Origin of the sequence: Lacrimispora sp. 38-1, from assembly GCF_049890855.1 — a bacterium.
GTDB lineage: Bacteria > Bacillota > Clostridia > Lachnospirales > Lachnospiraceae > Lacrimispora.
In genome coordinates, this window is sequence record NZ_JBANEW010000058.1 from 180,696 (window position 1) to 203,226 (window position 22,531).

General features: G+C 41.8%; 19 protein-coding genes and 1 riboswitch. Of the genes, 18 read left to right on the forward strand and 1 reads right to left on the reverse strand.

Going from position 1 to position 22,531, the window contains the following annotated elements; genetic code table 11:
- Window positions 1-17 precede the first annotated feature (17 nt).
- From eno to ilvC, 10 genes are all read left to right on the forward strand, one after another.
- On the forward strand, window positions 18-1,322 hold the full coding sequence (gene eno / locus V7D18_RS16485; protein ID WP_426155703.1) for a phosphopyruvate hydratase: 1,305 nt from the start codon (window positions 18-20) through the stop codon (window positions 1,320-1,322).
- 74 nt (window positions 1,323-1,396) lie between these two features.
- Window positions 1,397-1,630, forward strand: a complete 234-nt coding sequence (gene secG, locus V7D18_RS16490; RefSeq protein WP_104437598.1) for a preprotein translocase subunit SecG — start codon at window positions 1,397-1,399, stop codon at window positions 1,628-1,630.
- Window positions 1,631-1,771: 141 nt separating this feature from the next.
- Window positions 1,772-3,913, forward strand: a complete 2,142-nt coding sequence (rnr, locus tag V7D18_RS16495; RefSeq protein WP_426155705.1) for a ribonuclease R — start codon at window positions 1,772-1,774, stop codon at window positions 3,911-3,913.
- A gap of 24 nt (window positions 3,914-3,937) precedes the next feature.
- Entirely contained in the window at window positions 3,938-5,032 is a 1,095-nt protein-coding gene (locus V7D18_RS16500) for a hypothetical protein (protein ID WP_426155706.1), read from the forward strand.
- A 46-nt stretch (window positions 5,033-5,078) separates the two neighbouring features.
- Window positions 5,079-5,546, forward strand: a complete 468-nt coding sequence (gene smpB / locus V7D18_RS16505; RefSeq protein WP_426155708.1) for an SsrA-binding protein SmpB — start codon at window positions 5,079-5,081, stop codon at window positions 5,544-5,546.
- Between the two features lie 81 nt (window positions 5,547-5,627).
- Window positions 5,628-7,619, forward strand: coding sequence for a BMP family ABC transporter substrate-binding protein (locus V7D18_RS16510; protein ID WP_426155710.1), 1,992 nt, complete (start codon window positions 5,628-5,630; stop codon window positions 7,617-7,619).
- On the forward strand, window positions 7,591-8,187 hold the full coding sequence (locus V7D18_RS16515; protein ID WP_426155711.1) for a metallophosphoesterase family protein: 597 nt from the start codon (window positions 7,591-7,593) through the stop codon (window positions 8,185-8,187). The genes V7D18_RS16510 and V7D18_RS16515 overlap by 29 nt, the downstream gene beginning before the upstream one ends.
- Window positions 8,188-8,314: 127 nt before the next feature.
- Window positions 8,315-8,407: riboswitch (NiCo riboswitch) on the forward strand.
- Between the two features lie 102 nt (window positions 8,408-8,509).
- Complete coding sequence (locus V7D18_RS16520; protein ID WP_426155712.1) at window positions 8,510-9,442, forward strand: cation diffusion facilitator family transporter; 933 nt, start codon at window positions 8,510-8,512, stop codon at window positions 9,440-9,442.
- A 99-nt stretch (window positions 9,443-9,541) separates the two neighbouring features.
- Window positions 9,542-10,042: an acetolactate synthase small subunit gene (ilvN, locus tag V7D18_RS16525; RefSeq protein WP_117418731.1), complete on the forward strand. Its 501-nt coding sequence runs from the start codon at window positions 9,542-9,544 to the stop codon at window positions 10,040-10,042.
- A gap of 109 nt (window positions 10,043-10,151) precedes the next feature.
- Window positions 10,152-11,162, forward strand: coding sequence for a ketol-acid reductoisomerase (gene ilvC, locus V7D18_RS16530; protein ID WP_426155714.1), 1,011 nt, complete (start codon window positions 10,152-10,154; stop codon window positions 11,160-11,162).
- A gap of 90 nt (window positions 11,163-11,252) precedes the next feature.
- Here the strand turns inward: ilvC and V7D18_RS16535 are convergent, their stop codons facing one another.
- Entirely contained in the window at window positions 11,253-12,152 is a 900-nt protein-coding gene (locus V7D18_RS16535; RefSeq protein ID WP_426155716.1) for a LysR family transcriptional regulator, read from the reverse strand.
- Between the two features lie 265 nt (window positions 12,153-12,417).
- Here V7D18_RS16535 and V7D18_RS16540 point away from each other — a divergent pair, with 265 nt between their 5' ends.
- From V7D18_RS16540 to V7D18_RS16575, 8 genes are all read left to right on the forward strand, one after another.
- Window positions 12,418-13,446 (forward strand): LacI family DNA-binding transcriptional regulator, encoded by a 1,029-nt coding sequence (locus tag V7D18_RS16540; RefSeq protein ID WP_426155717.1) that lies wholly within the window; start codon window positions 12,418-12,420, stop codon window positions 13,444-13,446.
- Between the two features lie 48 nt (window positions 13,447-13,494).
- Window positions 13,495-14,994, forward strand: coding sequence for a sulfatase (locus V7D18_RS16545; RefSeq protein WP_426155718.1), 1,500 nt, complete (start codon window positions 13,495-13,497; stop codon window positions 14,992-14,994).
- 10 nt (window positions 14,995-15,004) lie between these two features.
- Window positions 15,005-16,492, forward strand: coding sequence for a sulfatase-like hydrolase/transferase (locus tag V7D18_RS16550; protein WP_426155720.1), 1,488 nt, complete (start codon window positions 15,005-15,007; stop codon window positions 16,490-16,492).
- Window positions 16,493-16,532: 40 nt separating this feature from the next.
- Window positions 16,533-17,888 (forward strand): MFS transporter, encoded by a 1,356-nt coding sequence (locus tag V7D18_RS16555; protein ID WP_426155722.1) that lies wholly within the window; start codon window positions 16,533-16,535, stop codon window positions 17,886-17,888.
- Window positions 17,888-20,221, forward strand: a complete 2,334-nt coding sequence (locus V7D18_RS16560) for a glycoside hydrolase family 3 C-terminal domain-containing protein (RefSeq protein WP_426155723.1) — start codon at window positions 17,888-17,890, stop codon at window positions 20,219-20,221. The genes V7D18_RS16555 and V7D18_RS16560 overlap by 1 nt, the downstream gene beginning before the upstream one ends.
- Window positions 20,222-20,284: 63 nt before the next feature.
- Complete coding sequence (gene ybaK, locus V7D18_RS16565; RefSeq protein ID WP_426155724.1) at window positions 20,285-20,758, forward strand: Cys-tRNA(Pro) deacylase; 474 nt, start codon at window positions 20,285-20,287, stop codon at window positions 20,756-20,758.
- 310 nt (window positions 20,759-21,068) lie between these two features.
- The gene (locus V7D18_RS16570) at window positions 21,069-21,956 is read left to right on the forward strand and encodes a cell wall hydrolase (RefSeq protein WP_426155726.1); all 888 of its coding nucleotides are present in this window, start codon (window positions 21,069-21,071) and stop codon (window positions 21,954-21,956) included.
- Between the two features lie 79 nt (window positions 21,957-22,035).
- Window positions 22,036-22,500 (forward strand): YhcH/YjgK/YiaL family protein, encoded by a 465-nt coding sequence (locus V7D18_RS16575; protein ID WP_426155728.1) that lies wholly within the window; start codon window positions 22,036-22,038, stop codon window positions 22,498-22,500.
- Window positions 22,501-22,531: the final 31 nt, after the last annotated feature.

Consider the following 22,531-nt stretch of genomic DNA (forward strand, 5'->3'; position numbering starts at 1 on the left):
GAGTGAAATAAAAAAAGATGTCAGAGAAAGCAAAACGCTTCCGGCATCTTTTTTTATTTGCCTGCATGGAACCGGAAAATCCCGTCAATCCTTACTGTAGAGGAATGATGAAAAACAGGGAGGCGGAACAGATGCTTGATGATCTTGATATTAAACGGATAAGAGGTAGAATGCTTTTTGATTCAGGAGGAAATCCGGCAGTGGAAGCAGAAGTAATCCTGGAAAACGGTGCCCAGGGAAAGGCGGCAGTTTCTGTTTTTGATGAAATGAACGGAGAGGAAGAAGCAGATTATATAAGAGAATGGTTATCGGAAGCCATTTTATTTGAAGACGCAGCAGAACAGAAATACATTGACCGCCTGTTGACAGAGCAAAGAGACCATGACGATGCTGACCATAAGGAAAACGGCAGAGGAAAGGCCGGAGTGTTAGCACTGTCCATGGCGGTCGCGAGGGCTGCAGGAGCCGGACTCGGAATGCCGCTTTACCGCTATTTAGGCGGTACAACTGCGCCTGTGATGCCGGTTCCCGTAATGAGTATGGTCGATGGAGGAGACTGGCTAAAAGGAATCGATTTTAAAGAAATCATGATAGTCCCATTAAACAGAAGTTCTTTCGCAGAGGGACTGCGAATGGGGGCAGAAGTTTACCAGACATTAAAGCATCTTTTAACTTTAAGCGGATTTGATACGTCTGTCGGGGAGAGCGGAGGTTTTGCAGCCGACATGAAAAGTTCAGAAGAAGCTCTTCATTATATAATGGATGCCGTCAGACTTTCCGGGTATGATCCTGATACGGACGTAACTGCAGCAATTTGTGGAAACGCAGATCATCTCTATGTAAAGGAAGAAGGGATTTATCACTTTAATAAGGAAAGTTTAAAAAATGGGATTCTGGTACACAGGAACCAAAAAGATATGATATCTTATTACTTAAGGCTGGCGGACGGATTTCCTCTTGGCATTGTGACAGAAGGACTTTGGAAGCAGGATCTGGAAGGCAGAAACCGGATGCATCAAATGTTTCAGCATCGTTTCGTGATTGCCTCGGATGATTTCTTTGCCTCAAATGGAGTGGAAATTCAGTTAAAGAAAGCCGGAACTGTGACGGCTGCACTGGAAATGGTTCAGGAAGCAAAAAAACTGGGGAGCAAAGTGATCGTTTCAAACAGTGATAAGGAAACGGAGGAAGCGTTTCTTGGAGATATGGCTGTGGCAGCTGGTGCTGACTATATAAAATGCGGTGCGCCCTGCAGGGGTGAATGTACAGCCAAATACAATGAACTGCTCAGGATTGAAGAATTCTACAGGCGGCAGTGTTGAAAATAGAAAAAAATATTGTATTTACTGAAAATTTATGGTATGATAATCGGTGTTTGACTTAAGGAGGTGGGAAAATGATCCGGATTATATTATCAATCGTGTTTGTTATTATATGCGTTGCTTTATCAGCGATTATCCTGTTGCAGGAAGGAAAGAGTCAGGGTCTTGGTTCTATCGGTGGTATGGCGGATACTTACTGGGGCAGGAACAAAGGTCGTTCCATGGAAGGAAAACTGGAAAAGTTTACAAAGTACGGAGCAATCCTGTTTTTTATCCTGTCATTGGTACTGAATCTGAATATACTGTAGCGATTAAACACTCTTGTGGTATAGCAGCAAGAGTGTTTTTTTCGCATTAAGGAAAAAATCTGTTATACCATTGGGTGAAGTGCAGATAATAAAAACATAAATGAAATCGTTTAGTAAAAAACGTGAAAAGAGAGGAAGATAATGACAGAAGAACAGTTAATGCAGCGGAAGGCAATGTTTATGGAACTGTTTTCAGATCCGTCTTATAAACCGATGAAATTAAAGGAACTCGCCATGTTATTCGGAGTACCCAAACATCAGAGAGACGAATTAAAGCAGGTGCTTGATGCACTGCTGGCAGAAGGAAAAATCGGAGTATCCCAGAAAGGTAAATATGGAAAACCCGATGTGGGTTCCATAGCAGGCGTTTTTTTCGGACACCAGAAGGGTTTTGGTTTCGTATCCGTAGAAGGATTTGAGAAAGATATCTTTATACCAGAGGATAAGACAGGCGGCGCCCTTCATGGAGATACCGTTCTGATATCCGCAGAGACGGAAAGCTCCGGCGGGAAGAGAGCAGAAGGCCGGGTTATTAAGGTGCTCCAGCATGCAAATGAAGAAATAATCGGATTTTATCAGAAAAATAAGAATTTTGGTTTCGTGATACCCGATAACCAGAAGATATCAAAGGATGTTTTCATTCCCCAGGGCAAAGACATGGGGGCTGTAAACGGACATAAAGTTGTGGTGAAGATCACTGACTTTGGAGGAGAAGGGAAAAAGCCGGAGGGTGTGATCAGGGAGATTCTCGGACATGTCAACGACCCGGGAACCGATATCCTCTCCATTGTGCGCGCTTACGGACTCCCGGAGGAATTTCCTGACAGCGTGATGAAACAGGTGGAGTCTGTTGCGGATTCCATTTCCGGAAAAGACATGCAGGGGCGTCTGGATTTAAGAGATTTACAGACTGTCACCATAGATGGAGAAGATGCGAAGGATCTTGATGATGCCATCACCATATCAAAGAAGGATGGCAGTTATACCCTGGGAGTCCACATTGCAGATGTAACCAATTATGTGACAGAGCACAGCCCGCTTGACGAAGAAGCTTTAAAAAGAGGAACCAGTGTCTATCTGGTAGACCGGGTAATTCCCATGCTTCCCCACAAGCTGTCAAACGGCATCTGCTCCTTAAACCAGGGAGAGGACCGTCTGGCACTGAGCTGTATCATGGAGATAGATGAAAACGGCACGGTTACCGGACACAGAATCGCAGAAACGGTAATTAATGTGGACCGCAGAATGACCTATACGGCAGTTAATGCAATTATCACCAACCATGATGAAGCAGTGATGAAAGAGTATGAAGCCTTTGTTCCCATGTTTGAACAGATGAAGGAACTGGCAGATATTTTAAGAGAGAAAAGGAAAAAAAGAGGTTCCATTGACTTTGATTTCCCTGAAACCAAGGTGATTCTTGATGAACGGGGCAAGCCTCTGGAAATAAAACCTTATGACCGGAATGCTGCCACTAAGATCATTGAAGATTTTATGCTTATGGCCAATGAAACCGTTGCAGAGGATTATTTCTGGCAGGAAATCCCGTTCCTTTACCGGACTCATGACAATCCGGATCCGGAGAAGATGAAAAGTCTGGCAACACTGATCAACAATTTCGGATATTCCATCCGGTTTCATAACGGAGAGGTATATCCCAAGGAAGTTCAGAAGCTGCTGGCCAACGCAGAGGACACTCCGGAAGAAGCGTTAATCAGCCGCCTTGCCCTTCGTTCCATGAAGCAGGCGAAGTATACGGTAGGAAACACCGGACATTTTGGTCTGGCTGCAAAATATTATACCCACTTCACTTCCCCGATTCGAAGATATCCGGATTTACAGATCCATCGTATCATAAAGGAGAATTTAAGGGCAGGACTCAGTGAGAAACGGGTCAGCCATTACGATAAGCTTCTTATGCAGGTAGCGGTTCAGTCTTCTTCTCTTGAGAGAAGGGCGGATGAAGCGGAGCGGGAAACCATAAAGCTTAAAAAATGTGAATATATGTCCAGGTACATTGGGCAGGAATTTGACGGAGTCATCTCAGGAGTAACAAACTGGGGGCTTTATGTAGAACTTCCCAATACTGTTGAAGGTCTGATCCACGTCAATGATCTTCAGGATGATTATTATCATTTTGATGAGGAACATTATGAACTGGTGGGTGAAATGACCAGGAAAACCTTTAAACTTGGTCAGCCCATTCGGGTAATTGTATCGGGTACGGATAAACTGCTTCGTACCATCGACTTTGTTCTGGGAAGAGATTTTGACGGGGAATAACACAGGTCATGGGAGGGACTTGATATGAAAAAGAAATATTTAATTAATGCATTTATCATGGCAGCATTGGTATTAACCATGACTGGGTGTGAAAAGAACAGGAATAAGATCACGGTTCAAGAGCCTGAGAAAACCATAACAATGATTGATGAATCCAAGCAGGAAGAAAGTGAACCAGAGATATTAGTTGATAAAATTGAGCGCTTGGAACAGGTAACGATTAGCGATTGGTTGGATGATGATACTGCAATTGTTTCAAAAGATAATGAGTCACTGGGCAAGATGAGCTTATCAGAATTATCAGACCAGTATCCCAAAAGCCTGTATTTACTGGATATTAACTCAAAAGAATATCAGCTGGTCAAGGAACAAAAAGATGTATTGCTGGGGGGAGCTGTATTCTCCAGGGATAAGAATTATCTGATATATGATGAATATGTTCTGGGGGATCCTGCTTACTTCATTATGATTATGGAGAATCATGAGAGCATTGTGCTTATGGGAGAACCGATTGGCGGAGCAAAAAGTGCGCACTGGGCTGATAACGAAACTGTTATCGGTGCAGCATATAGCGGTGGCGTATATCTGGCTGACAGAACCGGAAACATGAGTTTGATTGATGAATTAAAAGATGAAGGGATATATCTGGTTGAAAAACTGGGTGATGATATTTATTATAATACACAATCAGATTTTACTTTAATGAAATTAAACCTGGTTACGAAGGAAAAGACCAGTCTTAATCTGGAACAAGTATATGAAATCTTACCGTCTCCTGATAATAAGCAAATGATAATCTTACAGAATAATGGTTCCGGTGGTTCGATGATTATTTATAGTCTTGAGCATGATGATAAAATTACGATTGCAGAGAGTGTAGAATTGTATGGAGTATCCTGGTCACCTGATCAGAGAATGATTGCTTACGGCATGAAAGAGGATAAAAATAATTCAACAGTAAGAAGTTTGTATGTATATGATATACTTACTGGAAAATCGATAAAGATTGCTGAGAATACTGAAATGACAGGTACTGATTGGAGTCCTTCTGGCAAAAAATTATCGTATACGGAATGGGATGGAGAAGAGTATTCCAGTAGTATTATTTATTTTAAATAGAATTGTAGTATGATTGTGTAAAGTTTTAATAAGGGAGATTTATTATATGGGAGAAAGTTTTAAATTAATCGCCAATAACAAAAAGGCGTATCATGATTATTTTATTGATGAAAAATATGAAGCCGGTATCGAGCTTTTTGGCACAGAGGTAAAGTCCATGCGAATGGGCAAATGCAGTGTAAAGGAATCTTTTGTAAGAGTTGACAGAGGTGAGGTTTATGTATATGGCATGAACATCAGCCCTTATGAAAAAGGAAATATTTTTAACAAAGATCCCTTACGTGCGAGAAAGCTTCTCCTTCACAAAGCAGAAATTCAAAAACTGGATGAAAAAATCGCCCAAAAGGGGTATACACTGGTACCACTTTCCGTATATTTTAAAGGCAGTCTGGTTAAGGTGGAGATCGGTCTGGCAAGAGGTAAAAAACTCTACGATAAAAGAGACGATATCGCAAAGAAAGACCAGAAACGCGAACTGGAACGTGATTTTAAAGTGCGTAATTTAAAGGTCTGAAAGAGGGGATCATTGCCTGTCTGTACAGAACGCTGATTGGATGGTAAAATAGGGGTATAAAATAATGGGAGGAAACTGCGGATGGCACTATATGATTATGTAGGGGCATTAAGAAAAGGGCGAAGGCAGTACCAGGCATCCGTATCAAGAGGAGAGTATCCGTATCTGCCTGTTTTAGATGATATCTTATCTTATTCGGATATCGTTTCTGAAGTCAATTTAGGGATTATGGACATTCCTCTTGAAAAGGTGGTAGGCACCAAAACAGAGGGGCGCACCAATGCATTTGCCAGTAATTTTATGCCGCTTTTGTCGGAAAAATCCGAATTTGGAGCGAAATGGGCCTATCTGTATGACCATCAGATTCAGGAAGGAATTCATGACCCGATTGTTGTCTATGAGTTTATGAATCAGTACTATGTTCAGGAAGGAAATAAAAGGGTCAGTGTATTAAAATATGTGGGGGCATTCAGTATCGCTGCCTCGGTGATCCGGATGATTCCCAGACGTACCGATGATTTAAATAACCGTCTTTATTATGAATTCCTTGACTTTTATCAGGTTTCCTTTAACTGCGATATCTGGTTCAGCAAGGAAGGCAGTTATGACAGGCTTTTAAAGGCGATGAATAAAATTCCGGATGAACAGTGGAGCGAAGATGACAGACTGGTGTTTAAGTCTGCCTACGACCGTTTTTCCAAAGCATTTCATACGTTCGGCGGTGATGACTATGACATGACCTGTTCCGATGCATTTTTAGTCTATGTGGAACTGTTGGGATACAAGTCGGTCAAAGATCGGGTGGAAAAGCAGATTAAGAAGGATCTGGTTAAAATTAAGGATGAACTTCTTCTTTCTTCCAGAGGCAATAAGATTGCGCTGGTAGAACAGCCGGAAGAGGCCAGTGAAGGATCGGATAATACCACGATGAAGCTGATTAACTGGCTGCTTCCTAATCCGGTGATTGACCCCTCCATGTTAAAAATAGCGTTTATACATGCAAAAACAGCGGAAACTTCCAGCTGGACTTATGGTCATGAGCTGGGCAGGATGTATCTGGAGCAGGCGTTTGATGGAAAGACAGAGACTATGGTCTTCTTCCATGCAGATTCAGAAGAGGAGACGGCTAAGGCAATCGATGCGGCAATTGAAAGCGGGTGCAACATGATATTTACCACAGCCTCCCAGATGATCAACTTAAGTGTGAAGGCAGCAATCGACCATCCGGAAATCAAGGTTTTCAACTGCTCTGTCAATATGTCCTATTCTTCTGTCTGTACTTATTATGGAAGAATGTATGAATCAAAATTTCTAATGGGTGCTCTGGCTGCTTCCATGTCGCGGGATGACAAACTGGGCTATATTGCTGATTATCCCATATACGGCACCATTGCCAATATCAATGCATTTGCATTAGGGGCAAGAATGATTAATCCATATGCAAAGGTCTATTTAGAGTGGTCCAGGATTAACGGACGGGATGCTCAGGCAGAGCTTGAAAGGGAAGGCATCCGCTTCATTTCCGGAGACGATATGATCACGCCTCAGGCGCCTACAAGAGAATACGGACTTTATCAGAAAGCTCCTGATGGAAGACTTAAAAATCTGGCTACTCCCATCTGGCATTGGGGGAAGTTCTATGAAAAAATCGTAAATCTCACCTGCCACGGATCCGTTGACCGGAAGGAAATGAAAGGAAAGCAGGCGATTAACTACTGGTGGGGCATGTCTGCGGATGTCATTGATGTGATCTGCTCCCAGAATCTGCCTCATGGTACAAACAGACTGATCACATTTTTGAAAAATTCCATTCGGGCAGGAAGCTTCCAGCCGTTTGTAGGAACTATCTATTCTCAGGATGGAACGATTCAGTGTGAAGAAGATTTAAGCCTTACACCGGAGGAGATTACCACGATGAACTGGCTTACGGAAAATGTTGTGGGGCAGATTCCTGATTTTGAGGAATTAACAGAGGAAGCCCGGTCATTGGTCCGTCTTCAGGGTCAGACAATATACGAGAACATGGATACGGAGGAACTGCAGCGTGAAAATTCTGGTACTGGCGGATCATGAGTCCAAGTCACTCTACGAATACTATACACCGGAGAAACTGAAAGATATTGATTTAATCATTTCCTGTGGGGATTTAAGAGCGAATTATCTGACTTTTTTTGCCACATGTTCCCATGCACCGGTTTTTTATGTACGGGGTAACCATGATTGTCAGTATCAGACCTGCCCTCCGGAGGGGTGTATCTGCATTGAAGATGAGATTGTTACCTTCAATGGAATCAGAATTTTGGGGCTGGGTGGTTCCATGGAATATATTCCGGGTTCATCCGATCAGTTTACAGAAAAGAAAATGGAGCAGAGGATTAAGCGCATGTGGTGGAAGTTAAAGAAAAATAAGGGGTTTGACATACTGGTAACCCATGCGCCTGCTTTTGAACTTAACGACCTGCCGGATCTTCCCCATCGCGGATTTTCCTGTTTTAAGGCTTTGATGGACAAGTATTCTCCTAAATATTTTTTCCATGGCCATATTCATGCCAACTATGGCAATGCTTTTAAGAGAGAAGATCAGTACGGCAGTACCGTTGTAATCAATGCCTATGAATATTGCATCATTGATTATACGTAACATTGTAACTTTTACAGAAGACCGTTCATATCCTATTACAGAAGCCAGGTCAGCGGAAAATGCAGATTGACTGGATCGCTCTGTTTTGGTAATAAATAAAAAAACTCTTTGCACTGCACATAACTCTACAGTACAAACTGAGCAGGCATCAGCTTTTAAAGCTGTAAGCCGGGTTGCCTCGTGCAGCAGCAGATGACTTTCATGCATCTGTGGGACAGTAGTTAACTCTAATTGTTCCACAGGTGCATTTTTATTTATCTACAATTCTATGGAGTGAATGCAGGTGACATGGGGTAATCTTATTTCACGGGGGTAGAAGTTTATGAGGCGTATAATCGGAAAGAAGAAAGAAAAAGATGGAAAAAGCATTGCCATGCATGTATCGGCGGTCAGCATTGGAATAAATCTGCTGCTTTCTGCCTTTAAAATGACAGCGGGAATCCTTGGCCATTCCGGTGCCATGGTTTCGGATGCAGTTCATTCCGCCTCAGATGTTTTCAGCACATTTATTGTTATGATCGGAGTACATCTGGCAGATAAGAAATCGGATAAGGAGCATCCGTACGGTCATGACCGCATGGAATGTGTGGCCTCTGTCATACTTGCATCATTGCTGATGGCAACTGGAGCTGCAATCGGTATGACGGGGATAAAGACAATCATGGGACAGAATGGGAAATCAGCCCCCATCCCCGGCATGGTTGCTTTTTTCGCAGCAATTTTATCCATTGTTGTTAAGGAATGGATGTACTGGTATACCAGGGCAGCAGCCAAAAAGATAAATTCAGGAGCAGTGATGGCAGATGCCTGGCACCATCGCTCGGATGCGTTGTCATCTGTGGGTGCCATGGTGGGCATTGCAGGAGCAAGAATGGGAGTCCCTGTTCTGGATCCTCTGGCCAGTATCGTAATCTGTATTTTTATCGGAAAGGCGGCAATTGATATATTCCGTGATTCCATGGATAAAATGATAGATAAATCCTGTGATGAAGAAACCGTGCAGAAGATGAGGGAATTTGCAATGTCAATTATGGGTGTGAAACGGATTGATGACATCAGGACGAGAATGTTTGGAGCAAAGGTATATGTGGATATAGAAATAGCAGCAGAAGGAAAGCTGGAGCTGGTAAGATCACATGAAATTGCAGAGAAGGTGCATCTTTGCATAGAAGAACACTTTCCTGATGTGAAGCATTGCATGGTTCACGTGAATCCGGTTGTTGATATGGAAGAAAATGATCAGATCTGTCTATAGGTATAACTTCAGATTATAATACACATTCCTATTATTTAGTTGACAAATAACAGTTACATTGTTATCATTTAAATATTATACAAAAAGGCAGGGATGTGAATGGAAAGAATCGTATTATCATTGTTGGTTGATAACACTGCCGGCGTTTTAAGCCGTGTAGCCGGACTGTTCAGCCGCCGTGGCTATAACATTGAGAGCCTTACGGTAGGAGTAACTGCGGATGAGAGATATTCGAGGATGACAGTGGTTTCTGTGGGCGAACAGGAAATTCTGGATCAGATTGAAAAGCAGCTGAGAAAGCTGGAAGATGTCAGGGATATTAAAGAATTAAAGCCTGGGCATTCTGTTTACCGTGAGCTCATTCTTGTAAAGGTCCGCGCCAACGCCAGTGAGCGTCAGGCGATCAGTGCCATTGCAGATATTTTCAGAGCTACCATCGTCGATGTTGGAAGAGATTCTTTAACCGTCATGCTGACAGGCGACCAGTCAAAGCTGGATGCGCTGATTAACCTCCTTGGCGATTATGAGATTTTAGAGTTGGCAAGGACCGGTCTGACCGGACTTTCAAGGGGATCCGACGATATCCGCTATCTGCCATAGGCAGTCTGAATTTGTTAGCTAGAGGTATTGCCAAAGGCGGACAGTGAGTCGTCGGCATAGTTCCTTTAACAAAATATATTATGAGTCAGTATATGAGGAGGAAAGAAAGATGGCAAAGATTTACTACCAGGAAGACTGCAACTTATCTTTATTAGAAGGTAAGACCATTGCAGTGATTGGATACGGAAGCCAGGGCCATGCCCATGCGCTTAATTTAAAGGAGTCCGGATGTGATGTCATCGTTGGACTTTACGAAGGAAGCAGTTCCTGGGCAAAAGCAGAGGCTCAGGGTTTATCCGTTTATACTGCAGCTGAGGCAGCAAAAAAAGCAGATATCATCATGATTCTGATTAACGATGAGAAACAGGCTGCTATGTATAAGGAGTCAGTGGAACCCAACTTAAAGGAGGGGGATATGCTGATGTTCGCTCATGGTTTTGCAATCCACTTCGGACAGATTGTTCCTCCTAAGAATGTTGATGTTACCATGATTGCACCGAAAGCTCCTGGACATACTGTTCGTAATGAATATCTGGTTGGAAGAGGAACTCCCTGTCTTGTGGCAGTTCATCAGGATTATACCGGTAAGGCGATGGACAAGGCTCTGGCTTACGCACTTGCTTTAGGCGGCGCAAGAGCAGGAGTTTTGGAGACAACCTTTAAGGTTGAGACAGAGACTGATCTTTTCGGTGAGCAGGCTGTATTGTGCGGCGGTGTATGCGCACTGATGAAAGCCGGTTTTGAAACATTGGTTGAAGCAGGCTATGCACCGGAGAACGCATACTTTGAGTGTGTACATGAGATGAAACTGATTGTCGATCTGATCTTTGAAAGCGGCTTTGCAGGAATGAGATATTCCATCTCTAATACAGCTGAGTATGGCGACTACATTACCGGACCCAAGATCATTACCGATGAAACAAAGAAAGCGATGAAGAAAGTACTGACTGATATTCAGGATGGAACCTTTGCAAAGGACTGGCTGCTTGAGAATCAGGTTGGCGGTGCACATTTCAGAGCTATGAGAAATGCAGAAGCTTCCCATGAATTAGAGAAAGTTGGAGCAGATCTTCGTAAGCTTTACAGCTGGAATAACGGCGGAAAGCTGATCGATAACTAATTTTACCTTAGTGTAGCATATAAAGGGCTGATAAAAAGAGAGAGCAGATTAAAATCTTTCTCTTTTGTATCAGCCTTTTTTGTGGTATATTTAGCCTCTGATTCCTGCCTTTTGCATTGCTTCAAAGAAAATTTCCATTGCTGTGGATACAGTGGCCGGGTTATAGGCAAATCCAACGGTGCGTTTCTTAATGCCGGAAATCATGGGAATCTCGATCAGTTCCTTTTTATCAAGTTCATCCTGAACAAATTCTTTAATCACACAGCCGATGCCAAGTCCGATTTTAGCGAATTCTATCAGTAAATCCATGGTGGTAACTTCCAGAAGCTGATTGGGAATGATCTGATTTTCGTTTAAATATTCGTCAATATACTTCCTTGTCATATTATTTTTATCCAATAGGAGAATGTTGCCTGTCTGAAATAAATCTGCTTTCTTACCTTCTCTCAAATATAAATTTTCCAGGTATGCATTTGTAGTTACAAAGATGTCCTGGATCTCCATGACCGGATTGAATAAAAGAGGGCGGCGGTTGGAAGGCTCTGCGATCAGTCCCAGGTCGATCTGCTGCTGTTCCAGCATCGCTACCGTGTGGGAGGTAGACTGACTCTCAATGGTGATTTTAATATGAGGATATTTCTCAATAAACCCCTTTAAATAAGGAAGGAGAATGTATTTGCACAGCGTATTGCTGACGCCGATTCTTAAGTGTCCGATATTAAAATCTTTCACCCTTTTCAGTTCCAGTTCTCCTCTGTTTAACGCTTCAAAGGCAGTTTTTGTGTGATGAAACAGAAGTTTTCCTTCCTCCGTAAGCTGGACACCTCTGGAATTACGGGTAAACAATGCCACGTCTAAATTATCTTCCAGCTTGCTGATAGATTTACTAATCGCCGGCTGGCTGATAAAAAGTTCTTTTGCCGCTTTGGAAATATTACCTGCTTTTGCCACTTCATAAAAAATCTTATATTGGGAAAGATTCTGATCCATGTTAAAAATCCTTTCGCTGTATAACTTTTTATTATGATATAATAAAATATTATATATATGTATTATATCAGTAACCATATTGGAATGTAAAGGGTTAAAATAGCCATGTGAAATAGGTTGAATAGGGTCACTTTAGGAGATTTATATTTGTACAAAATATCCAATAAACAGTCTTGAATTTTAGATAGAGTGCTTATTGTAAATGGAAAAGCAATTTGATATTATAATTAGAAACAAATAGAAAACGTTTTCAAGAGGTATTTTTATGCAATCTATACGAGATGTTGCCAAACGCGCAGGTGTTTCTATTTCGACAGTATCAAGAATTTTAAATAACAGTGCCAATGTTAGTGATGAAAAGGTTGCTGCAGTAAAAGAGGCACTTAATTACTATCATTATGAGCCCAATCAATTTGGACGCGGTCTTGTCAAGCAAAAATCTAATATGATAGGGGTATATTTTCCCTTTTCCTCACACTCTATATTTGAAACGTCTTATAATCTGGAACTACTAAAGGGGATTGAACAGATTTTACCTCAGTATAATTATAATATGGTAATTATAAGTGAATCGGAAATATACGAAAGCCAGGAAGAAAGCGGGCCCAGATTTTTAGAAAGTGCAGGGCAAAGAAAGATTGATGGCTTAATTCTTACAGGGCTGATTAATAAGCAGGCGTCTGAACTGGCATTAAAACGGCTTATCGACCAGCAATACCCGGTTATATATATAGGGAAAAAGCTTCATCAAAGAGGTATGAATATATATGCTCAATTTGAAAATTACACCATTGATATGATGAAGGAATTGTATAAAAAGGGGCATCGCTGCGTGTTGCTTTATTATATGCATTTACATCAGACCTATATAGAAAATATTACTGCGCAATTAAAAACGGAGTTGCCCCAATTAAAGATCATTCCGTCAGCCCTAAAAAGTATTGCAAAATCCCGGGAAATGATTGCTGCGCAGATAAAAAGCTATGTGAAGAAGGGAACATGTACAGCAGTCTGTTTGGCAAGTGTTGAGCTGCTTCAGCTGATCATGGGAATTTGTGTTGAACTCCGCCTTTCTATCCCGGATGATATATCAATTTTGTCTGTAGAGCATAAAAAGGGAGATGGTGCGCTTATGTATCCGAAAATTTCTGCTTTTTATGTACCTGCTATTGATATGGGAAGAGAAGCGGCGGATTTGGTGCTGAATATGATCAATCATGAAAATAACGAAATAATTTCAAAGGAATTTGTAACAGAATACATTGAGAGGGAATCAATAAAGCAGCTTATATAAGCGCTTTTTTGATCATATTTTTGAAAACGTTTTCAAGGAGGTATTATTATGAAAGCAATCATGGTTATGTATGATTCGCTGAGAAGGGATATGCTGGAGTCATATGGATGTGACTGGACAATTACTCCTAATTTTAAGAGATTGGCGGAAAAAAGTGTCCAGTTTGATAACTGCTGTGTGGGCAGCATGCCCTGCATGCCAGCAAGAAGAGAGCTTCATACCGGAAGAATCAACTTTTTTCACCGAAGCTGGGGTCCTATGGAACCATATGATGATTCCATGCCTGAACGATTGAAGAACAGGGGGATTTATACTCATCTGATTAGTGATCATCAGCATTACTGGGAAGACGGAGGCTGTACATATCACAATCGTTACTCATCCTGGGAGATTTCCAGGGGGCAGGAAGGGGATTTATGGAAGGCGGATTTATCATATGAAGACGAGGTAAAAACCGTTTTTAAAAATAAGGAGGTAATGCTTTCTTACCCGCCTTATAAAAATATGATGATACATGATGGTATTAACCGCAGATGCATGGATAAAGAGGAGAAGACATCACAGGCTGTTACATTCAGACATGGTCTGGAGTTTATCAAAACGAATCATGGAGAAGATAACTGGTTTCTTCAGATAGAGACCTTTGATCCCCATGAGCCTTTCTACTCTCTGAAAGAGGATAAAGCGTTGTATCCTCATTCATTTCATGGGGATGCTTCTTGTGAAGCGGATTGGCCTCCGTATGCTCCGGTTGCGGAAGATGAAGATACAGTTAGTCATGTACGGTATGAGTATGCCGCCCTTCTTTCAAAATGTGACCGTTACCTCGGTAAAGTTCTGGATTTAATGGACCATTACAATCTGTGGAAGGATACGATGCTGATTGTTAACACAGACCACGGTTTCCTGTTGGGCGAGCATGGCTGGTGGGGGAAAACCAGTATGCCGATTTATCAGGAGATTGGGCATATACCATTGTATATCTATGATCCCAGAAGAAAGGAGTGTGCAGGAATAAGGAGAAATGCTATTGTACAGACCATTGACCTGGCACCGACATTATTGGAGTTTTTTGGATTGGAAGTGCCAGCGGATATGGAGGGGAAACCCTTATGCAGTGTGATGGATTCTGATGAACCTGTCCGGAAATATGCGGTATTTGGTTACCATGGAAGTCAGGTGAATGTAACAGATGGAAGATACGTGTATATGCATGCGGCAGAGAATCCGGATGAGCCGGTTTATGAGTATACTCTGATGCCGACTCATATGAGAAATATGTTTCATCCAGTTGAGTTTAAAGATATGGAGCTGGCAGGGCCATTTTCATTTACCAAAAACTGCAAAGTTATGAAAATTAAAAAGAAAGATAATATGGGCGATACTACATCATTTGGATCTCTGCTTTTTGATCTGAAAGAAGATCCGGGTCAGTTACAGTCTATAGGGGATGAGACGGTGCGAAACAGAATGAAAGGTTATATCCGGGAGTATATGGAAAAAAACGACGCACCAGATGAACTTTATACAAGGCTGGGATTAAAATAGGAGAAGTAAAATGGAAAAACGTCCTAACATTGTAATTATCAATCCGGATCAGATGCGGGCAGATTCCATGTTCCATCTTGGAAATCCGGCATCGGTTACCCCTAATCTGGATGAACTGGCGAAGGAGGGGGTGTCCTTTGCACACGCATTCTGCCAGAACCCGGTATGTACACCGTCGAGATGCAGCTTCATGAGTGGCTGGTATCCACATGTTGCCGGCCATCGTACGATGAATCATATGATGCATGATCATGAGCCGGTCTTATTAAAAAGGCTGAAAGACCACAATTATCATATCTGGATGAACCAGAGAAACGATCTGCTTCCTGCTCAGAACCCGGAGTATTATAAACCCTATTGCGACACATATTTTACTCTGGATGATGGAAGACAGCCGGATAAACTTCCATATGAAAATTGGAGGGGAGAACCAGGAGGAAAGAACTTCTATTCCTTTTACCGTGGAAAATTGCCGGATAATAAAGACATAGATCAGATATGGACAGAGGGTGCGGCTGAGTTCATACGAAATTATGAGGGAGAAAAACCATTTTGTTTATTTCTTCCTCTGATGCTCCCGCATCCTGTCTATCAGATCAGTGAGCCATATTTTAGCAGAATCGACAGGAAAAAACTAAAGAAGAGGATTTTACCGCCTCAGGGATTTGAAGGAAAGTCCAGGCTGCAAAAGGAACTGTCCAGGCTTCAGAATATGAAGGATTGGAAGGAGGAGGAATATGATGAATTGCGCGCAGTTTATCTGGGAATGTGCAGTAAGGTTGATGAACTCACAGGTCAGATTATTTTTGCACTGAAGGAAAAAGGAATTTATGACGAAACTGCTTTATTCTTTTTCAGTGATCACGGGGATTATACCGGCGATTATAACCTGGTGGAAAAAGTACAGAATTCGTTCGAGGACTGTCTGACAAATGTTCCGTTTATTGTAAAACTTCCAAAAAATATGCAAAAACGTCATGGTGTCAGCCGGGAGATGACAGAGTTAATTGATTTTTATGCAACTGCTGAAGAACTGGCAGGGCTGCCTGCAGAACATACGCACTTTGGTAAATCACTCATTTCCTATATTATGCAGCAGCAGGATGTATTGAGGGATGCCGTTTTTTGTGAGGGCGGTTTTCGGAAAGGAGAGGATCACTGTAAGGAAACCGGTGGACAGATTGCACCTGGACCGGAAGGATTATATTTTCCAAGGCAGTCGCTGCAGGCATCGGATGACATGTACAATGGAAAATCTGTCATGTGCAGAACAAAAGATTATAAATACATCCGAAGGCTCTATGAGAAAGACGAATTTTATGATCTGAGAAATGATCCGGATGAGATAAGGAATCAGATCGATTGTGAAGAGTACCGGACTTTGATTGCAGAAATGAAGGAAAGGCTGCTGGAGTTTTATCAGGATACCTGCGATGTTGTACCATTTGAAAAGGATGCCAGAATGGACCTGGATTTTATGAAAAGATTGATGCATTAACAACTTGGGGCAGTTTATTTAGAAAAGGAGAAGAAATCGTATGGAGAATAAATATTCAAAAGCAAAATTTTTAGATGTTTTTAAATATTCTTTTGGGGGCTTGGGATCCAATCTGGCATTTTTTCTGGTTATGTCTTATCTGACATTCTTTTATACGGATATTTTTGGAATCAACACAATGGTGGTTTCCGGTCTTATGCTGATATCCAGATTTATTGATGCATTTACAGATCCAATCATGGGGATGATAGGTGATCATACTCATTCAAAGATGGGGAAATACAGACCATGGATCATAGGGGGAGCTCCATTACTAGGATTATTTATCTTTTTGCTGTTTACGGCACCGGAGATGTCTCCTAATATGAAGATCGTATATGTGTATGTTATCTATATTACATATTCGCTGGTGTCTACTGTAGTTAATATTCCTTATCATTCCATGACTCCTGTCATGTCTCAGGATCCATATCAGCGGACTGTAATTGTATCGTGGAAACAGGGGATGGGAACTGTGGCACAGTTTGTTGTTACAATTATGGCGCTGCCGTTAGTGGAAGCATTTGGAGGCGGTAAACAGGGCTGGGCAATTTATGGAGCTTTAGTCGGCATTATGACAACCGTTTCATTCTGGGTTTGTGCATGGGGCGGAAAAAAATACGATGTTTGTGACATGCAAAAGGAAAGAGTCCGGCTAAATATGGCAAATGATCTAAAGCTTTTAATAAAAAATAAACCGATGCTGATGCTGATGATTGCTTTTGGTACGGACGTACTGGCTAATGCCACATACAGTGCAGTCAATATGTATTATTTTAAATATGTGTTAAATCGTGTAGATCTGGTACCTAAAGTTGCTTCTGCGATTTTATTCGCAGGAATCATCCTGATTCCTCTGCTGCCTGCAATTTCTAAAATAGTAGGTAAAAATCGTTTATACTGGCTGGGTAGCCTGTTTTCCATATTTCCTCTGGTGGTTATGTGGCTGCGTCCTACGGCATCGGTTACCATACTCATGAGTATGATGGCAGTTTTCGGATTCGTTTCACGTATTCCAAGTAACTTAGGATGGGCAATGCTGCCGGAATGTTCTGATTTTGGTGAATGGAAATTTGGCCAGCGTTCGGATGGTCTGATGTCTTCCTCACTGACATTTATCAATAAATTCGGTATGGCAATCGGAGGTTTTATCGCCAGTTTTTTCCTCGGTTTAGTCGGTTTTACGGCAAACCAGGAGCAAACGCCACAGGTTCTTGACATGATTGTTTTTTTAAGATTCGGAATGCCGGTGCTTGGGTATGTGGCTTCGCTGGTTTCGATGGCATTCTATGAGATCACCAATGAAAAGTATGCACAAATCCGTTCTGAGCTGGATGAGAAGAAAGAGAGTATATAATGAAAGACAAAATAAAAAGTATCATTTCCCAAATGACCCTGGAAGAGAAAGTCTCCTTATGCTCAGGAAAGGATTTTTGGCATTTGAAAGGAATTGAACGCCTTGGTATTCCGAAAATTATGGTTACAGACGGACCTCACGGACTGCGAAAGCAGTCCGGTGAGGCAGATCATCTGGGCCTGAATCAGAGTGTGAGGGCGACCTGTTTTCCAACAGCCGCTACCACAGCCAGCGGATGGGACAGGGAAAATCTCTTTGACATGGGAAAAGCAATCGGAGAGGAATGCGTTCAGGAACAGGTATCTGTGGTCCTGGGACCGGGTACAAATATCAAACGTTCGCCTCTTTGCGGAAGAAATTTTGAATATTTCAGTGAGGACCCCTTTCTTGCAGGAGAGATGTCGGCAGCCTGGATTAATGGTGTGCAGAGCCAGGGAATAGGTACTTCGCTGAAGCATTTTGCCGCCAATAATCAGGAAAAGGCCAGACTGGTCAGCAATTCAGTTGTTGATGAACGGGCACTCCGGGAAATATATTTAACTGCATTTGAGATTGCTGTAAAACAGGCACAGCCCTGGACTCTTATGTGCTCATATAACCGGATTAATAATGTTTATTCCTGTGAAAATCAATGGCTTTTAAATGATGTCCTACGTGGTGAGTGGGGATTTCAGGGACTGGTTATGACTGACTGGGGAGCGATGAACGAACGGACGAAAGCTCTGGAAGCAGGATTAGAATTGGAAATGCCTTCCTCCGGCGGATATAATGATAAAAAAATCGTGGAAGCAGTCAGAGAAGGAAAAATGAAAGAAGCAGTTTTGGATCGCGCAGTAACAAGGATATTAACTGTAATTTTAAAAGCGCAGGAGGTAAAAAAGAAAAATTATGACAAGGACCAACATCACAATCTGGCACAGAAGATTGGGGCGGAATCCATCGTTTTACTGAAAAATGATGGTATGCTGCCACTAAATAAAGATGTTTCGTATGCCGTTATTGGTGCGTTTGCTGAAAAACCCCGTTATCAGGGAGCAGGAAGCTCTAAGATCAATCCTCATCGTGTTGAGGGCGCACTGGAAGCTCTTAGAAATATGGGAATAAAATGTGAATACGCCCAGGGATACGAACTTTGTTCAGATGAAATACGGCAGGAAATTATTGATGAAGCCACAGAGTGTGCGGCAAAAGCAGATGGGGCGGTAATTTTTGCCGGTCTCCCCGATTCCTATGAAAGCGAAGGATTTGACAGGAGTCATCTGGATATGCCGAAAAACCATAATGCACTGATTGAGGCGGTTGCTAAGGTGAATCCTAATGTAACTGTAGTGCTGCAATGCGGTTCGCCTGTGTTAATGCCGTGGAAAGATGACGTTAAGGGAATCGTTCTTTCGTATTTAGGCGGTGAGGCAGCCGGAAGTGCCAGTGCCAAAGTTTTGACTGGTGAGGTAAATCCTTCCGGACGCCTGGCAGAAACTTTTCCCATGTCACTTGAGGACACACCCTGCTACAATAACTTTGCAAAGGAAGCTAAGGACGTAGAATACAGAGAAAGCATATTGGTAGGATATCGTTATTATGACTGGGCAGATATACCGGTGCTGTACCCATTTGGATATGGATTATCTTATACAGATTTTTCATACGAAGGAATGCAGGTTGAATGGGATGACGATTCAGGCACAGGCAGCGTGAAGGTTACTGTATCAAACAAGGGAAAGAGAGCTGGAAGTGAGGTGGTTCAGCTCTACATTGGTAAAGAGTGTTCATCTGTGATGAGGGCGCCGAAGGAATTAAAGGGATTTCAGAAAGTATTTTTAAATCCTCAGGAGACTAAGACAGTTAAGCTTATGCTGGACAAAAGAAGTTTTTCTTATTATGATATAGAAGAACACGGATGGACTATCGAGGATGGAAACTATCAGCTTTATGTGGCGGCTTCCAGCAGAGATATGCGCTTAAAGGCGGATCTGAAAGTAAAAGGAAAAGTCATTATGAGAAGTCCGGAATACAAAGTGACTGATGTTGTGAAAAATGGAAGGTTTTCTTGTTCCAGGGAACAATTTAAGATGCTTTTTGAAGGTGAATTCCCCATAACGCCCCAAATGGATAAAATCTCTTTGAATTCAACTGTTCAGGAAGTTTTGGAAAAGGAAGCCGGACGTAAATCCTTTCAGGAAATGGTAGATCGTTTTAATAAGAAGTTCGACGGAGAGGATGACTTAAACATCATGATGCGCGCCATGCTGAAGGATATGCCGTTAAGAGGGCTGGCTATGTTCGGGGAAGCTGCTATGGGAGACATAGAAAAGAAGATAAAAGATATGAACTAGGGGAAAAGGGGCAGAATACAAATCTGCCCCTTTTGCCCAAATGAAAGGTTAAGAGTGAGTGATATGATAAAAACAAACGCGATGCGAATGCTTGATAAAGCAGGGATTGAATATGACACCAGGGAATATACCGTTGATGAGCAGGACTTATCAGGCAGCCATGCAGCCGATATGCTTGGTGTCGATCATGGTAGTGTATTTAAAACTCTTGTATTAAAAGGAGAAAAAACGGGATATTTTGTCTGCTGTATTCCTGTGGACGGGGAGGTGGATTTAAAAAAGACAGCAAAGCTCACAGGGGATAAAAAGGTAGAAATGATTTCAGTAAAGGATTTACAGTCTGTGACCGGATACATCAGAGGCGGCTGTTCTCCTGTTGGAATGAAAAAGCACTTTCCAACCTGGATTGATGCATCAGCGGAAAATTACTCTGAAATTGTAGTCAGTGCAGGGATAAGAGGGCAGCAGATTGTCATTGCTCCCCAGAAACTGGCCGCCTTTATTCAGGGTAAATTTTCATCATTTATGGCAGATTAGTTTACATAAAACAAAAAACAGGCCGGACAGGCTGAATACTTCTGGGTTAATAATTAACAGAAATGTAATACTATTGTAAAATATTAACACATATTTAATACAAAAAAATCACATATGTACAAGTAAAAATAGTATATATCTTACAAAAAAATAAAAACATAAAAAAATTAACAAGTTAAATTATCACAAAAATGTTAAACAGCCATTGACTTTTTTAACGGGATTCTTCTATAATTACGGACGACACAAAGAAACGGGTACGGTTCTGTCCGCAGCCCAGGCAAATGAGATTAGAGAAAGAGGAGTATTTATGCTTACACTACGCTCTATCCTTCAGCAGATTAGTCAGTTCTTCAGAGGAATGTCCGTAAAGGTTACAAAGCGAATGTATCGTTCCTCGGCAGTTTTTATGGCAGGTGCCGCAGTAATTACAGTGATTGCTTTTACTTCCACAGGTTTTGGAAGCAGCGGAAAAAATGCATTAACGGCATTTGCAGAAACACGGGCATTAGAAGACGCTACAGATGATGAGAACGTTGAAGAAGAGGAAACAGCTTCACAAGCAAAAGTACAAATTAACCTTACCGATCCCAAGATGCAGGCACAGCAGCTCGCTGGAAATCTGTTGGAAAAAGAAGTCATACAAAAGCAGGAACTGGAAGAAGAATCCTTTACCAGAGTCCAGCGCATGAATGAACAGATTGCACTGGAGGAGGAAGCAAAAAGGCAGGCGCAAAAAGCCGCAGAGGAAGCACAAAAAGCAAAAATAGCGGAAGAAGAAGCGGCCAGAAAGGCAGAAGAGGAAAAAGCAGTTCATGCCACGTCTCTGTCGGATGAAGACTATGGTGTCTTGTTAAAGATTGTGCAGGCAGAAGCTGGAATCTGCGATGATGAAGGAAAGATTCTTGTAGCAAATGTGATTTTAAACCGTGTAAAAAGCGGTAAATTTCCAAGTACGGTGAAAGGAGTTGTTTATTCGCCCTCCCAGTTTTCCCCGGTATCCAATGGAAGCATTAATTCGGTAAAAGTTACCAGCGATACCATTGAATGTGTGAAGCGGGCACTGGAAGGTGAAGACTATTCAAACGGAGCTTTGTATTTTATGAATCGAAGTGGATCGAGAAGCGGAGCCATAAGCTGGTTCGATTCTCATTTGACTTATTTGTTCCAGCACGGAAACCATGAATTTTTTAAATAAAAACATTGTTAAATATTCTTCTTTAGGTGTATACTATAGTTTGATAAACTATACTGATACATAAAAGGAGAGTATTCATATGATTTTTGACACAGCAAAAAACCTTGATTTTTACAGAAACCTTGGTGTGGAAGGCCGGTATGCCAAGGCAGTGGATTTTCTTAAGAATACTGATCTGGAGAAACTGGAGCCAGGTAAATATGAGATTGACGGCAAGAATGTATTTGCCAATGTAGTAGAATATACAACAATTCCATGGGAAGAGGCGAAGTATGAAGCTCACCATAATTATACAGATATTCAGTATGTGATTTGCGGTTCTGAGATTATGACCTATGCAAGAATTGATGAACTGAATGTAAAGGTACCATATAACGATGAAAAAGATGTTGTATTTTACGACAATGAAAATCCAGGCTTAAAGGCGGTAGTAAAGTCTGGAGAATATATGATTTTTAATCCCTGGGATGGTCATAAGCCCAAGGCTGCAGCCGGTGAACCAGCTCCCATTAAGAAAGTAATTGTTAAAATCAAAGAAAACTAAAAAGTCAAATAGAATGAAAACGGGATTCTGT